This window comes from Microcoleus sp. A2-C3 (genome assembly GCF_036706065.1).
In the GTDB taxonomy this organism is placed as follows: domain Bacteria; phylum Cyanobacteriota; class Cyanobacteriia; order Cyanobacteriales; family Microcoleaceae; genus Microcoleus.
On the sequence record NZ_JAUBVX010000009.1, the window covers coordinates 18,725 to 33,296 of the forward strand.

Genomic DNA, 14,572 nt, shown 5'->3' on the forward strand with positions numbered 1-14,572 from the left:
ACAGTCAACAGTTAACTGTTAACAGTCAACAGTTAACTGTTAACAGTCAACAGTTAACTAATGACTAAAATTTTTCTAAACTTCTGGTCATTTCCCACAAGCGATTCAGGGGAAAATAAATCACCGGAGCCCAAAGACTACTGAGAATAGCAGAACACAAAGCCACACGCTGATGATAGCTCCAAATTTCCAGTAAAGCCCGATCGCCCATAGCGAAAAATTGTAGCCCCATCACCGTTTCCGCCACCACCGCCATCCCAAACACAATTAACGCGATTGGAACCGGATCTCTCTCAACAATATCAGCCGGAATCGACCAACTTTTCTGCAAAACAACCGTTAAGACACCTACAACAACTAGACTTACAGCGTGGGTGGGATTAGGAGCCGTCATCGCATCTTGAAGAAACCCCAAAGCGATGCCCATACTAGCAGCTCCCCAAACTGTACGTCTCCGCTTAATACTCCAAGCTACCAACCAAATTAACAGCCAGTTCGGGCCAATTCCCAGCAATTCCATTCCCGGAAACCGAGTCGGCAATATCAGTATACACAGCATCACAGAAGCAAATGTAACGCCGAAATTCAAAAATTTGCGCGATCGCCAAAACATCCGAGATAAAGGCTTCATTACGGCTTTGCTCCCCCAGACGGTGCAGAAGATTGACCCTGCGAAGCCTTTTGTTCAGATTCCTTAGAGTGTGGGTAAACCACCGCCCACTCCAGAGAATTCATCTGTGCAGAAAACTCAATAACAGCTTCGGGAGCCGGAGTTTTATTCAGATCAACCGAAACCACTTTTCCCACCGGCAAACCAGCAGGGAACAACTGACTGAAAGAAGAAGTTGAAACCAAATCTCCAGGCTTAACATTGGGAACATTATCAAAAAACTCCATCACAGCCTGATTTGGGCCTTTACCGCGCATAAAACCCATATTACGACTGCGGGTAATTCCCACACCCAATTGACTTGTAGGGTCGCTAGCTAACAGCACTAAGCTAGTATTAGGAGTAACACTGACAACCCGACCTATCAAACCGCCAGGGCCCATCACAGTAAAATCTGTTTTAATGCCATCATTACTGCCGCGCCCCAAGGTTACTTGCTGCCACCAATGGTCAGCGCTGCGCCCCACAATCGGAGCGACAATTCCTTTAGGTTTCTTAGCAGAAACGTAACCTAAAAGTTCTTTTAACTTCTGATTTTGAGTCTCTGATTCTAATAGTTGCGCTTGCAATTCTTGAGTGCGAGCCGAGATGAGTTGCTCTTGTCCAGAGCCGTTGGCTTGAAACGGACGAGACACCCAATTGTAAACTTCAAAAAGTACAGCACCTTGTGTTTGTCGAACCCCCCAAGCCGCAGTTACCGCTAAACCTAAAAGAGCAATTTGTAGACGCAGATCCCACCACCTGCGGATTGTGTGCTTTAGCATAATTTCAATCAAGTAAAATTGTTATGTCAGGATTTTAGAGTTTAGATGGCAGACCTATTTCTAAATCCAAAATCCCAAGTTTGTTAATTACAGACTGCGCGACGACTGCCCGCTGAATACCCGTTCCAACTGTTTGTTTTCCAATACCCTACCAGTTCCCAAAACCACGCAGCAAAGAGGATCGGCTGCCACATGAGTGACAATTCCTGTCTCGTGACTGATTAGAGTATCTAAACCTTTCATCAGTGCTCCGCCACCGGCCAGCATAATTCCCCTGTCAATAATATCTGCCGCTAATTCCGGGGGTGTGCGTTCCAAAGTACGTTTGACAGCTTCCACAATTACTGACAGCGGTTCCGACATACTTTCGCGAATTTCTGGGCCTTTGATTGTAACAGTTCGCGGTAGACCGGAGAGCAAGTGCAAGCCGCGCACTTCCATGATCACATCGTCATCCTCGGTCGTTGGATATGCGGAACCCACCTGAATCTTAATTTCTTCAGCAGTGCGTTCGCCGATCACCAAATTGTGAACTTTTTTCATGTATTGGACGATCGCCTCATTGAGTTCATCACCGGCTACCCGGACAGACTCACTGATCACCGTACCTTGCAAACTCAAAACCGCAACTTCCGTCGTACCCCCACCGATATCTATAATCATATTGCCAGTTGCCTCAGCCACAGGCAGTCCAGCCCCGATCGCCGCAGCGATAGGTTCATCAATTAACCGTACTTCTCTAGCACCGGCCTGAGTAGCCGCCTCAATCACAGCGCGCCTCTCGACACCAGTGACACCACTGGGGATGCCAATAATGATCCGCGGCGAAACTAAGCTTCGGCCTTCGTGAACTCTGCGGATAAAAGTCTTGAGCATGAGTTCGGCTGTATCGAAGTCGGCGATTACCCCGTCGCGAAGCGGGCGCAGTGCTATGACATTCCCAGGCGTGCGCCCAAGCATTTTTTTAGCCTCTTCTCCAACAGCCAGCGGTATTTTTAAGTCTTGGTCGATCGCCACTACGGACGGCTCTTGCAGAACAATACCTTTGCCAGATACATAAACGAGCGTGTTAGCAGTACCGAGGTCGATACCCATATCTCTAGATAAGGAAAATCGATTGAGAAGACCCACTGATTTGTACCCCCCCAAAACTAAAATACTAATGTGTGCAATAATGTTGTTACAAAAGTGTAACCGAGGTGGATTCTATTACGTTTTTCATCCTGAGTCTAGTCGAAACGTAACATTGTCGAGCATAAGTTGAACGCTTGCCTCGCCAATCATCCACAATAAGTATGTTCTGGTAAGTGGGTGTAAAATCAGGATGAAGCCCTGATTCGCGCTGTTCCAAGTTAAGTTTGGAGGCGATCGCCCTTCAGGGAGAGTTTAACTACATCACCAATCGAGCACATTCCCGAAAAAATTTATGAGTCTTAATGTTGTGACTTTGGTCGGCCGCGTCGGTGGCGACCCGGACGTGAAGTATTTTGAGTCGGGTACAGTTAAGTGTAATTTGACGCTGGCAGTCAACCGCAGAAGCAAGAACAACGATCAGCCAGACTGGTTTAATCTGGAAATCTGGGGGAAAACAGCGCAAGTCGCTGCTGACTACGTTCGCAAAGGCGCTCTAATTGGAGTAACAGGCTCTTTGAAGTTCGATCGCTGGCAAGACCGCAATACGGGTTCAAATCGCTCGAAGCCAGTAATTAGAGTAGACCAGTTAGACTTGCTGGGTTCCAAACGGGACAATGAGTCAGGTATGTCGCAAAACAACAGCGAATTCTAGCTTTTGGGGAATTTGGGAACTAATATTTGTGAATTGGGTGGGGGCTGGTGAGTTCAGAAAAGTTAGAAATTGTTCAAACTGAGTATCAAGCGGGCCGAGTAGCTTTTGAGAGCGGTCTGTATGCTCAAGCTATCCAGAGTTTGGAAACAGCGACGGGTTTGGTCGATCGCACTTCCAGATTAGGCGGCGACGTGCAGATGTGGCTGGTGACAGCCTACGAAGCCTCTGGCGATACCGAAAGGGCGATCGAGCTTTGCCGCAAACTCACCCGCCATCCGCGCCAAGAAACCCGCCAGCAAGCCAAGCGCTTGCTGTTCATTCTCGAAGCCCCCAAACTCAGTATCCCTGATGAATGGACAGTAAAAATCCCCGATTTAGCAGCTTTAGATGAAAATCAATCAATTAGTTTTCAAGCAAATCCCAAGGCTGATATCAAGTACGCCAAACCAAAGCCCGCCGTACAAGAACCTGTAGATTTAAGTCAAGTTAATACCAAAGATAATCAATTTATCTGGGTTTCATTAATTGCGATATTTTTAATTTTAGCTGGCTTATTTATTAGTTATTAAGCAGTCAACCTACTGTCGGTTCAATCCAAAATTGAAAATCCAACATCTACAATCTACAATCCGATGACTTCATTACCAGCTAATCGCGCCAAAACACTCAAAGAAGCTTACCGCGCTTGCGATGTCAAGCCTCTAACGGGCGATGATATTGCACGATATTATGTGGATTTGTCCGCAGTACGCAACACAGTAGCGATCGACGATGTTAGCACGGATTTGGATCTTCAAGAACCGGGAGAATTTAACACAATTTTGTTTACGGGACATCGGGGATGTGGCAAAAGTACAGAATTAAAACGGATTCAGTCGCGATGGGAAAATGAATATCGGGTGATTTATATAGAATTCGATCAGGAACTAGATGTTCTTGATGCTGAATATACCGATTTATATTTGTTAGTTATCAACAAAGTAGCTGATGATTTAACTGAATTAGGATTGAAGTTTGATCAAAAACTATTACATAGTTTTGAATTGTGGTTTAAAGAAGTCACTAAAGAAACAGAAGAAAGTGTTCAACTTTCCGCTAGCATCGAAACCGAAGCAAGTGCAGGTGCAGAAATTCCGTTTATTTCTAAGTTGACTGCAAAATTAATCGGTCAAATCAAAGGTTCTAGTCAACAAAAACAAGTGATTCGCGAAACTCTTCAGCGTAATCTATCCCGCTTGCAAGCAGATATTAATCTGTTATTGAAAGATGCTTTTAAGAAGCTGAGACACAAATATCCCAACCGTTACCAAAAAGGATTTTTGCTGATTGTTGATAACTTAGACCGGATTCCTCCAAATGTTGGTAATCATTTGTTTTTTGATTACGCTCCTCAACTCCAAGAACTAGACTGTACAATCATCTATACAGTGCCGATTTCGGTAATTTATTCATATAAAAATGTTAGCAACTTGTTTAGCAATCCCAATATCGTGCCAATGGTGAATATTTATGAATTTAATCGTAGTGAGTGCGATTTAAATTACAATCAGCAAAGATTAGAGGGAGTTGCCCGTTTAATTGAACAGCGGGTTGATATTAGTGCGGTATTTGACGATCGACAACGGCTGCTAGATTTGGCAAAAGCTAGTGGCGGTCACGTCCGACAATTGATGCAGATAACTCGATCGACTTGTCGCACAGCCATTACTCGCAAACACAGTAAAGTTTTGGCTGAAGATGTCACTTACGCTTTAAATCAACAGCAATTTGATTTTGAAAGGTCTACTCCTACGCCAGAATATTATACTATATTAGCGCGAGTTTGCATCGACAAAGATATCGCTAAAGAAGAAATCGGACAAAATTTATTATTCAATCTTTCTGTCTTGGAATACAACGGGAGTAGTCGGTGGAATTATGTCAACCCACTCGTAAAACAAAGTTATGCTTTCCAACAAGCCCTTAGATCAATTCAAGGAAATCCCTGAAATAGATAGACAAAGGATTGTTGAATTCAATCAAGAATCTTTTGACCAATTGCTGACATTTGTTGATATTGTTCCCGACAATGCCTTTGATTTGGGATTTATCCAAAGTAATTTTGCGAAGGATAGAGATGCGATTATTCAGGCATTGATTAACCATCCCGATTGTCAAGATATGCAGTTTGAGATTTGGGATTTTCCCGATTCTGATATGCGCTTTTTGATGGATGAAATTCTGAAGGTTTTGCCAACAGTTGAGGTTCAAGCAGACAAGAAGTTGATTTTCATTGTGCGGGGGGTGGAAAATGCGATCGGGATGACGGGAGAATATCCGCCGATGTTGGTTGATTTTAATTGGGTACGAGATGCTTATCCGGTTAAAGTACCGCATCTAATGCTGTTTTGTTTGCCAGATTATGCGATTACGCGAGTTGCTAATTTTGCGCCGGATTTCTGGGCCTGGAATTCGGGAACTTTTGTATTCAAAACTCCTGCAAATACTAGAGATGATGCGATTTCTCAAACTCTGGATGCTAGCAAAGGGATTAGCAATTGTGAGGTTCCAGAAAAGCAGGAACGGATCGATTTATTGAAAAGGTTATTGATTGAATACACTCCCTCGAATGGGCGGGAGCAAACTCACGAGGATTTGAAAACTCGCATTAGAGTTTTGAATGATCTGGCAATTGCTTATCGCAGCCGGAGTGAATACTCGACAGCAACATACTATTTGAAACAAGCGTTAGATTTGGTGAAAGATGATGAAGATTTTATATCTTTAAAGGCAAATACTTTATATCAATTAGGATGGATTCAGGACGATTGGGGAAATCCCAAAGAGGCGATCGCATTTTATCAACAATCTCTCGAAATTTACGAAAAAATTGGCGATGTTCAAGGGAAAGCTGCTACTTTGCACAATCTAGCAATAATCTATGCCAATCAAGGGGATGTAGAAAAGGCGATCGCATTTTATCAACAATCTCTCGAACTTCAGGAAAAAATTGGCGATGTTCAAGGGAAAGCTGCTACTTTGCACTGTCTAGCAGGAATCTATCGGAATCAAGGGGATGTAGAAAAGGCGATCGCATTTTATCAACAATCACTGGAACTTAAGGAAAAAATTGGCGATGTTCAAGGGAAAGCTGCTACTTTGCACCAACTAGCAATAATCTATGCGAATCAAGGGGATGTAGAAAAGGCGATCGCATTTTATCAACAATCTCTCGAAGTTGAGGAAAAAATTGGCAATGTTCAAGGGAAAGCTGCTACTTTGCACCAACTAGCAATAATCTATGCGAATCAAGGGGATGTAGAAAAGGCGATCGCATTTTATCAACAATCTCTCGAAGTTGAGGAAAAAATTGGCAATGTTCAAGGGAAAGCTGCTACTTTGCACCAACTAGCAGGAATCTATGCGAATCAAGGGGATGTAGAAAAGGCGATCGCATTTTATCAACAATCTCTCGAACTTAAGGAAAAAATTGGCAATGTTCAAGGGAAAGCTGCTACTTTCGCAATGCTTGGACAGTTGTTAGCAGCACAGGGAGATTTTGAGAAAGCTTTGAATTATTTACAGCAATCTTTGGAGATTTTACAGCATTTGCGATCGCCTGATGCCGAGATAGTGAAGGAAATTATTGCGGATGTTCAGGCGGGGGCGGGTTTATGAGATTATCGATTATGGGCAATTATTGCTGGCATCGCCCTACAAAATTTAACATCATACAAGTCCGAATCAAACAGAAATGATCTGATATCAAATCAGCTAGCATCGTCCTGTATTCATCTCTCAATACTCTTCCTCTGTGTCCTCTGCGCTCTCTGCGGTTAAATCATTCCGATGCAATTCCTCCAAATTTTGCGAAAAAACCCAGTTTCCGCCCACACCCAAAATCGCTAAAATAGAACAAAGACCAAACCAGAAAGGCGATTATTGTGAGCGATTCCACCATAGAACAGATATTGAAATTGGCAAGTCAGCGAGCTGATGCTGCTGAAGTATACTACCTATCCAGTCAAGACACGCCGATCGAATTTGAGAACAATCGCCTCAAATCCCTGCAAACCAAAGCACTGCAAGGCGTAGCACTCCGGCTGATTTACAAAGGCAAAATCGGCTTTGCTAGTTCCACAGACTTAACCCGGATAGACGACTTAGTAGATGCAGCGATTCAAACAGCCGAAATCGGCGACCCCGCAGAATTTGAACTCGCCTCCAACTTCCATCTAAAAGGCCCGGAAACCACCTACACTCCGCCCACAACCCAAGAATTAGTCGAAAACGGCAAAAACCTCATCGAGCAAGTTCACGCCTACAATCCCGATATTATGGTAGATGTAGGCTTTCACGTCCGCAGCGGCCGCGTGAAAATTGCCACGACGCGCGACGTGTATGCCGAAAGAAGCAGCCAAATAGTCAGCGGGACGATCGCCGGAAATTTGGTAGTAGGAGAAGACTTTATGCAAGCATACAGTTATGATGTCGCGCGCGATCGACCCCTGGACACCAACAGCATCCTACAATCACTCCTCGAAAAATACCGCCTCGCCGAACATCCAGCCAGCATCACCAGCGGTTCCTACCCAGTCTTATTTACCCCCAGAGCCGCCGCCAGCACATTAGGAAGCCTATTTGATACCATCCTGTCAGGTCAAACAGTAGTCCAAAAAGCCTCTCCCCTAGCCGACAAAATCGGCGAAACCTTATTTGACGAACGCTTCACCTTTTTTGAAGACCCAACTTTGGGCCCTTCCGCCTGTCCCTTCGACGACGAAGGTACACCAACCACCCGCAAAACCTTGATTGACAAAGGTACCGTCGCCGGATTTTATTGGGATCGTAGATGGGCCGCCCGCGCCGGTGTACAATCAACCGGCAACGGTTTTCGTGGCGGATTGTCTCGCCCAGGCCCAGATTTGACTAACTTCTGCATTTCCCCAGGAAATACCAGCACCCAAGACTTGATTGCTAGCATGGACGAAGGCCTGATAATAGAGCAAGTTTTAGGTGCCGGCCAATCCAATCAGTTAGCTGGCGAATTTTCTGTCAACTTGGACTTAGGCTATAAAGTAGAAAAAGGCAAAATTGTCGGTCGCGTCAAGAATACAATGGTGGCAGGCAGCATTTTTGAAGCCTTTAAAAATTTGGCAGATTTAAGCAGCGAAGCCGAATGGGTAGGCGGTGCAGCATATTTGCCGAGTATGCTGTTTCAACAGTTGGGTGTAGCTTCGAGGCAATCTTAAATAGTTGACAGTTGACAGTTGACAGTTGAATGAGTTCTTCAGTCCTCTTGAGATGACTTGAGCTTTGAGGCAGGGGTTTCAACCCTTGCCGGACTATTGGTTGTACCTTAAACAGTTGACAGTTGACAGTTGACAGTTGACAGTTGACAGTTGAATGAGTTCTTCAGGTTTTTAGAAGCGGTTTAAAGGTAAAAATAGGAAAAAAGGTAAAATGAAGCAGGAAATTGTCAAGGATGGAACTGGGAAGAGGAAAAAAAAGTTTTTCTTTCTTTTACCTTTTGTCTTGTGTCTTTTAACTCTAGTGACTGGCTGTGTTCAGTACGATGTCGGAGTTAACTTTGAGAGTCAAACTCGCGGCGAAATCGTGCAGCACATTAAACTCGGGGAAAGGTTGACGAGTTTCAGCAGCGAAACCGTTCGAGATTGGTTGAAAAGCGTAGAACAGCGGGTGAGATTGCTGGATGGAAAAACTAAACGGCTTTCCGAGACAGAAGTTATGGTGACTATTCCTTTTAATAATGGAGCCGAGTTAGAAGACAAGTTCAACCAATTCTACAATCCGATCGCACAAACCAACAAATCTCGCGTCGCAAGTCCCCTAGAAACCGATTTACCCAAGTTTGAATCTCACCTGAATGTCAAGCAGAATAATTTGTTATTGGTGCTGCGAAATCGGTTAAGTTTGGAATTGGATTTACGCTCACTTTCTCTGCTTTCCTCAAACGGCAGTCCGCTGCTGAGTCCGGGGGGACTTTTGGAGCTAGACTTTAGCTTGAACACGCCTTGGGGTGCCGAAAATATTGAAACTACTGTCGCCGGTGCGCTGGTTCCCCAAAGCTATCAGCAGGGAAAGCAGTTAGTTTGGAAGCTGAAGCCGGGGGAACTTAACTATTTGGAGGCGACATTCTGGATTCCCAGTCCCGTAGGCATTGGGGCGCTGATTATTGCCTTATTTGTAGCGGCAGGTATTGCTGTGAAATATCAAATATTGCCAGCGCTGGGAATTAGCAAAAAACCGCAAAACATCAGCCAAACCTAAAAAGGATATGTTCGCTCCAGGGCGGGTTCGCGGTTCAATAAACTCTCAAAGTTCCCATAAACCCGCCCCTCGGATATTATCGTTCATTGACCAGATTTGATATTATCAAAAAAAACTGGGAGCCTCTGCAAAAAAAGTTGACAAATGGCAAATAATTTGCATAACCGGAATTGAGAATTAGGAACAGAAAATGCGAGTATTAAACTTCTTCTTCATCTTTCTGATTTGCTTGGCTCTAGTATTATTCAGCATCGAAAATACAGAGCCGACTACCGTTCAAATTATCAGAAAATTGGGTTTAAAACCCAATTTTCTGATCAAGCAGAAGTAGAAGCCAAACCACCTTTGTTAGAAAGTGCAGATTCGACTGAGGTCAAGACTGCTGAAATGAGTACCAATTAAGTTGATATGCTCTCTCGTTTTCGGAGAGTACAAATCTAAAATATAAAATATAAAACATAAAATCGAATGGCTGTTTCCAGAGATCAAAATGGTTTAGAAACTATTTCTGAGGGGATCGCAATTTTAATTGACTTAGCAGAACGGGGAGAAATCGATCCTTGGGACGTTAAAGTCATTGAAGTGTTCGATCGATGTTTGAGCCAACTCACCAACGCCTCCGATGCCGATCAGAGTTCGGATTTCTCCGATTTGTCCCACTCCGGCCAAGCGTTTTTGTACGCTTCAATGCTGGTTTTGCTCAAAGCAGAAAGTATTGTCCTCTCAGAACCCCCGCCAAATCCCGAATTGGACGAAGCCGCCCTCGAAGACGCAGAACGAGGGCGAAATTTGCCGCAGCATCTGGAGCGGCAATTGCGCCGTCGCGGTGTAGCTCAACTGCCACAAAAACGCCCGGTGACTCTCCCAGAACTGATCGAGCAGTTGCAGTTGATGAAAGCTGCAATGGAGCAGACAGTTGCTCCCCGGCGCCGCCCGACCTCAAAAATGCGATCGCAAGCAGCCCAGGCTATATTTGAGCTGGCTCACCAAGAAAATCTCGTGGAAACGGCTAATGAACTCGATCAGTTTCTCGCCCAGCGCGGCTCAGAAATTGACGAGGGTTGGCTCGAATTGGACAAATTGCTGGAACTCTGGCATCATAACGGTTTGCATTCCTCTGTTGACCATCAGCCCCCGCTATCGACTGGGGAAGTTCCCTTGCCCAATTATGACCGCGTGGGTGTTTTTTGGGCGCTGTTGCTGCTGTCGGCTCAGTCTAAAGTAGAGTTGCTTCAAGAGGAGTTTTATCAAGACCTCAAAATCAGGGCGCTGTGAGCTTGGATGTGCATCAGATAGGCTTCCGGGGCGGGTTGACCGGTCTCTGGAACTCTTGACAGATATCCGGGCGAACCCGTCCCTAGCGCAATGTACCTGCATTCACCCTGACTTGATATTATTTCTGATTTCTGATTCCTGGTTGGTTAAATCCAGGCAAACAGGCAAATTGGGCATAAATGATTGATAGCCTGGTACGATGTCGCCTATAAACAGGTCAGGATTTTGCTGCGATCGCCATCGATGCGATCGCAACCGCTAGCATCTAATTGTTGAGTTGATATCAATTAACAGAGGGTTGAGGAAGTTAAGAATGAAAGCGATGATTCTGGCGGCAGGTAAAGGCACTCGCGTCCGTCCCATTACTCAGACAATACCCAAACCGATGATTCCCATCCTGCAAAAGCCTGTGATGGAGTTCTTGGTAGAATTGCTCCGCCAGCACGGATTTGACCAGATTATGGTCAATGTTTCCCACCTCGCAGATGTGATTGAAAACTACTTCCGTGACGGTCAAAAGTTTGGGGTACAAATTGGCTATTCTTTTGAAGGGCGAATTGAGGACGGAGAACTGATTGGAGAGGCTCTCGGTTCCGCTGGCGGCATGAGGCGAATTCAGGACTTCTCGCCGTTTTTTGACGATACTTTTGTGGTGCTGTGCGGCGATGCTTTGATTGACTTGGACTTGACTGCTGCTGTGAAGTGGCATCGGGAAAAAGGGGCGATCGCTACTATTGTGATGAAATCAGTTCCCCGCGAGCAGGTTCCTAGTTACGGAGTTGTGGTAACAGACGATTCTGGCAAAATTAAAGATTTCCAAGAAAAACCTTCTGTAGAGGAAGCTCTGAGTACCGACATTAACACTGGTATTTATATTTTTGAACCGGAAATATTCAATTACATCCCTTCGGGTGAGGAATACGATATCGGTTCGCAGTTATTCCCGGCCCTAGTAGCAGCAGGAGCGCCTTTTTACGGGATTAGCATGGACTTTGAGTGGGTGGATATCGGAAAAGTTCCTGACTATTGGCGGGCTATTCAGAGCGTGCTGTTGGGAGAAATCAAAAATGTTTCGATTCCGGGAATTGAAGTGCGCCCGGGTATTTACGCTGGTTTGAATGTAGCTGTGAACTGGGACAAAGTTGATATTACCGGGCCTGTTTACATTGGCGGGATGACGAAAATTGAAGACGGAGCAAAAATTGTCGGCCCGACAATGATCGGCCCAAATTGTTGGCTTTGCAGCGGGGCGACTGTGGAAAACAGCGTGATTTTTGAGTATTCCCGTTTGGGGCCGGAGGTGCGGTTGGTTGACAAACTGGTGTTCGGGCGCTACTGCGTTGATAAAACCGGGGCTTCGATCGATTTGCAAGCGGCGGCTCTCGATTGGCTGATTACTGACGCTCGCCAAGTTTTACCAACTGTACATGGAGAAGAGCAGCGGACGATCGCACAAATTCTCAGCGACACTGGTGGTGAATAATTGGTAATTGCTAATTGGTAATTGCTAATTGGTAAATTTCTCCTTTTGCACTCTACCTCATCCAAGGTCATTAGTCATCAGTTGTCAACTAATGACTAATGACCTTGGATGAGGTTCGCGATCGGGGACAGCACTCCTAATGACAACTGTCAACTGTCAACTGCCAACTGCCAACTGTCAACTGTCAACTGTCAACTGTCAACTGTCAACTGCCAACTGTCAACTGTCAACTGTCAACTGCCAACTGCCAACTGTCAACTGTCAACTGTCAACTGTCAACTGTCAACTGACTAGGACTGCAAATAAGTATATTGACTGAGACTCCGCTCGTAATTTTGCAGCAAAAGTTGGGCCTCGGAAAGAGTAATTTTATTTTGCTGCAAAGCTGCTTCTGTCTGACGGCGGATGCTTTCAACCAAACTTTCTGCATCATATTGTACGTAGCTGAGAACTTCTTTCATAGTGTCCCCTTTCACAACGTGTTCGATATGATAGCCAGAAGGCGTTAGCTGAATGTGAACTGTATTTGCATCGCCGAATAAGTTGTGAAGATTGCCCATAATTTCTTGATAAGCACCTCCCAAAAATAGCGCCAAATAGTAAGGTTCTCCGGGTTTGAGAGTATGCAGCTCCAAAACCGACTTGACATCTCGTAAATCGATAAATTGGTCAATTTTGCCGTCGCTGTCGCAGGTGAGATCAGCTAAAATTCCTCGTTGAGTCGGTTCTTCGTCGAGTCGGTTAATTGGCATAATTGGGAACAATTGGTTAATTGCCCAACTATCTGGTACTGACTGAAAAACAGATAAGTTGATGTAATAAATGGACGCCATCACCTTTTCTAGGTCTTCCAAATCGTCCGGTACGTAGTCTTTTTGCCGCGCGATTGTCTGTATTTTATCGCAGCAAGCCCAGTACAACTGTTCGGTTTTTGCCCGTTCCGCAATTCCCAAATAGCCTAAGTTAAATAAACTGATTGCTTCTTCCTTGAATTGGATAGCATCGTGATAGACTTCTTGGTAATTTTCGGGAGTGATAGATTGATAAATTTCGTAGAGATTGCGCGGAATTTGGTGTGCGTTTTCGTCTACTGGTTCTGGTACTTCTCTGGGGACATCGCTAGTACCGAGTACGTCAAAAACTAAGACTGATTGGTGAGATGCGATCGCCCGCCCGCTTTCACTAATGATAATTGGCACCGGCAGTTTCCGCTCATCGCAGGCATCTTTAACTCCCGCCACTACGTCGTTTGCGTAGTTTTGCATATTGTAGTTTTTGGAAGCGTGGAAGTTGGTTTTAGAGCCGTCGTAGTCAACGCCGAGCCCGCCACCTACGTCCAAGTAGTTCATGTTAGCTCCCAATTTCGCTAATTCTACATAGATGTGGCTGGCTTCCCGAATGGCGTCTTTGATGACGCTAATTGAGGAAATTTGAGAGCCGATGTGGAAGTGCAGTAACTGCAAACAGTCGAGCATTCCAGCTTTTTCTAGTTCCCCGACGGCGCGGATAATTTCAGGAATGGTCAAGCCAAATTTTGCCCGATCGCCCGTGGAACCTCCCCAGCGGCCAATACCTTTGGTAGTGAGTTTGGCTCGCACCCCCAAAATCGGTTTAATTCCCAATGCTTTGCTCGCTGCGATTGCGAGTTCTACTTCCTCAATTTGCTCCAGCACAATCACGGAAGTTTGCCCTAGCCGCTGAGCCAAAATTGCGGTTTCGATGTATTCGCGGTCTTTGTAACCGTTGCAAATTAACAAAGCGCCTGGGGTTTTTAAGGTCGCCAAAGCGATCATTAATTCTGGTTTTGAGCCGGCTTCTAGTCCGAAGTGATGGGGTTGACCGAAACGCACCAAGTCTTGAATTAATTGTCGGTGCTGGTTGCATTTGACTGGAAAGACACCGCGATAGACGTTTTTGTAATTGTAGCGGGCGATCGCTCTGGCAAAACAGGAATTTAGGCGATCGATCCGATCTTCCAAAATATCAGAGAATCGAATCAGCAGGGGCAAAGCCAAATTTCGCTGTTTGAGCGATTCTACCAGTTCGCACAAGTCGAGGGAACCGCCGCGATCGCCCTTGGGAGAGACTGTAACGTGACCGGCGGCATTGATCGAAAAATAGGGTTCGCCCCAACCTTGAATGCGGTATAGTTTCTCGCTATCTTCTATTGTCCAAGATTTTTGTGGCAGTTGAGAAGCGGCTACCAAAGCACTGTGCGATACAGCCAAACTCGTGACTGTTTGTGGCTGAGTCGATAGCGGATCGAGATCGGAGGAAGCAACGGTGGCAGGGGAACTCATTTTCTCGGAAACCTCGAAATGACT

12 protein-coding genes are annotated in these 14,572 nt (G+C 45.3%); 8 read left to right on the forward strand and 4 right to left on the reverse strand.

Features of this window, described 5'->3' with window-relative positions; all coding sequences use genetic code 11:
- Positions 1 to 64: 64 nt before the first annotated feature.
- The 3 genes from mreD to QUB66_RS07295 all read right to left on the reverse strand — a co-directional run bounded on the left by mreD (position 65) and on the right by QUB66_RS07295 (position 2,529).
- The gene (mreD, locus tag QUB66_RS07285; RefSeq protein ID WP_265235853.1) at positions 65 to 631 is read right to left on the reverse strand and encodes a rod shape-determining protein MreD; all 567 of its coding nucleotides are present in this window, start codon (positions 629 to 631) and stop codon (positions 65 to 67) included.
- Positions 631 to 1,434 carry a rod shape-determining protein MreC gene (gene mreC / locus QUB66_RS07290; protein ID WP_265235852.1) on the reverse strand — a complete coding sequence of 268 codons (804 nt, stop codon included), beginning with the start codon at positions 1,432 to 1,434 and terminating at the stop codon, positions 631 to 633. The genes mreD and mreC overlap by 1 nt, the downstream gene beginning before the upstream one ends.
- Before the next feature lie 87 nt (positions 1,435 to 1,521).
- Entirely contained in the window at positions 1,522 to 2,529 is a 1,008-nt protein-coding gene (locus QUB66_RS07295; RefSeq protein WP_265235862.1) for a rod shape-determining protein, read from the reverse strand.
- A gap of 331 nt (positions 2,530 to 2,860) precedes the next feature.
- Here QUB66_RS07295 and QUB66_RS07300 point away from each other — a divergent pair, with 331 nt between their 5' ends.
- From QUB66_RS07300 to QUB66_RS07335, 8 genes are all read left to right on the forward strand, one after another.
- Complete coding sequence (locus tag QUB66_RS07300; protein ID WP_265235851.1) at positions 2,861 to 3,220, forward strand: single-stranded DNA-binding protein; 360 nt, start codon at positions 2,861 to 2,863, stop codon at positions 3,218 to 3,220.
- A 47-nt stretch (positions 3,221 to 3,267) separates the two neighbouring features.
- Positions 3,268 to 3,789, forward strand: coding sequence for a tetratricopeptide repeat protein (locus QUB66_RS07305; protein ID WP_332967064.1), 522 nt, complete (start codon positions 3,268 to 3,270; stop codon positions 3,787 to 3,789).
- A gap of 63 nt (positions 3,790 to 3,852) precedes the next feature.
- Complete coding sequence (locus tag QUB66_RS07310) at positions 3,853 to 5,208, forward strand: P-loop NTPase fold protein (protein ID WP_332967066.1); 1,356 nt, start codon at positions 3,853 to 3,855, stop codon at positions 5,206 to 5,208.
- Positions 5,165 to 6,877, forward strand: a complete 1,713-nt coding sequence (locus QUB66_RS07315) for a tetratricopeptide repeat protein (protein WP_332967067.1) — start codon at positions 5,165 to 5,167, stop codon at positions 6,875 to 6,877. Before QUB66_RS07310 ends, QUB66_RS07315 begins: the two co-directional genes overlap by 44 nt.
- Before the next feature lie 266 nt (positions 6,878 to 7,143).
- Entirely contained in the window at positions 7,144 to 8,451 is a 1,308-nt protein-coding gene (locus tag QUB66_RS07320) for a TldD/PmbA family protein (protein WP_332967068.1), read from the forward strand.
- Between the two features lie 211 nt (positions 8,452 to 8,662).
- On the forward strand, positions 8,663 to 9,490 hold the full coding sequence (locus QUB66_RS07325; RefSeq protein ID WP_265235846.1) for a DUF3153 domain-containing protein: 828 nt from the start codon (positions 8,663 to 8,665) through the stop codon (positions 9,488 to 9,490).
- Between the two features lie 468 nt (positions 9,491 to 9,958).
- Positions 9,959 to 10,765 (forward strand): segregation/condensation protein A, encoded by an 807-nt coding sequence (locus tag QUB66_RS07330; protein WP_265235845.1) that lies wholly within the window; start codon positions 9,959 to 9,961, stop codon positions 10,763 to 10,765.
- Positions 10,766 to 11,078: 313 nt separating this feature from the next.
- Positions 11,079 to 12,248 (forward strand): NDP-sugar synthase, encoded by a 1,170-nt coding sequence (locus QUB66_RS07335; protein WP_265235844.1) that lies wholly within the window; start codon positions 11,079 to 11,081, stop codon positions 12,246 to 12,248.
- 290 nt (positions 12,249 to 12,538) lie between these two features.
- Here QUB66_RS07335 and speA read toward each other — a convergent pair whose 3' ends face one another.
- Positions 12,539 to 14,548 carry a biosynthetic arginine decarboxylase gene (gene speA / locus QUB66_RS07340; RefSeq protein ID WP_332967070.1) on the reverse strand — a complete coding sequence of 670 codons (2,010 nt, stop codon included), beginning with the start codon at positions 14,546 to 14,548 and terminating at the stop codon, positions 12,539 to 12,541.
- Between the last annotated feature and the right edge of the window lie 24 nt (positions 14,549 to 14,572).

What these genes read in the sequence shown, in the direction of transcription:
- QUB66_RS07315 (WP_332967067.1), top strand. Translation starts at nt 5,165, where the DNA reads ATGCTTTCCAACAAGCCCTTAGATCAATTCAAGGAAATCCCTGAAATA.
- speA (WP_332967070.1), bottom strand. Translation starts at nt 14,548, where the DNA reads ATGAGTTCCCCTGCCACCGTTGCTTCCTCCGATCTCGATCCGCTATCG.
- QUB66_RS07300 (WP_265235851.1), top strand. Translation starts at nt 2,861, where the DNA reads ATGAGTCTTAATGTTGTGACTTTGGTCGGCCGCGTCGGTGGCGACCCG.
- QUB66_RS07310 (WP_332967066.1), top strand. Translation starts at nt 3,853, where the DNA reads ATGACTTCATTACCAGCTAATCGCGCCAAAACACTCAAAGAAGCTTAC.
- QUB66_RS07330 (WP_265235845.1), top strand. Translation starts at nt 9,959, where the DNA reads ATGGCTGTTTCCAGAGATCAAAATGGTTTAGAAACTATTTCTGAGGGG.
- QUB66_RS07295 (WP_265235862.1), bottom strand. Translation starts at nt 2,529, where the DNA reads ATGGGTATCGACCTCGGTACTGCTAACACGCTCGTTTATGTATCTGGC.
- QUB66_RS07335 (WP_265235844.1), top strand. Translation starts at nt 11,079, where the DNA reads ATGAAAGCGATGATTCTGGCGGCAGGTAAAGGCACTCGCGTCCGTCCC.
- mreD (WP_265235853.1), bottom strand. Translation starts at nt 631, where the DNA reads ATGAAGCCTTTATCTCGGATGTTTTGGCGATCGCGCAAATTTTTGAAT.
- mreC (WP_265235852.1), bottom strand. Translation starts at nt 1,434, where the DNA reads ATGCTAAAGCACACAATCCGCAGGTGGTGGGATCTGCGTCTACAAATT.
- QUB66_RS07325 (WP_265235846.1), top strand. Translation starts at nt 8,663, where the DNA reads ATGAAGCAGGAAATTGTCAAGGATGGAACTGGGAAGAGGAAAAAAAAG.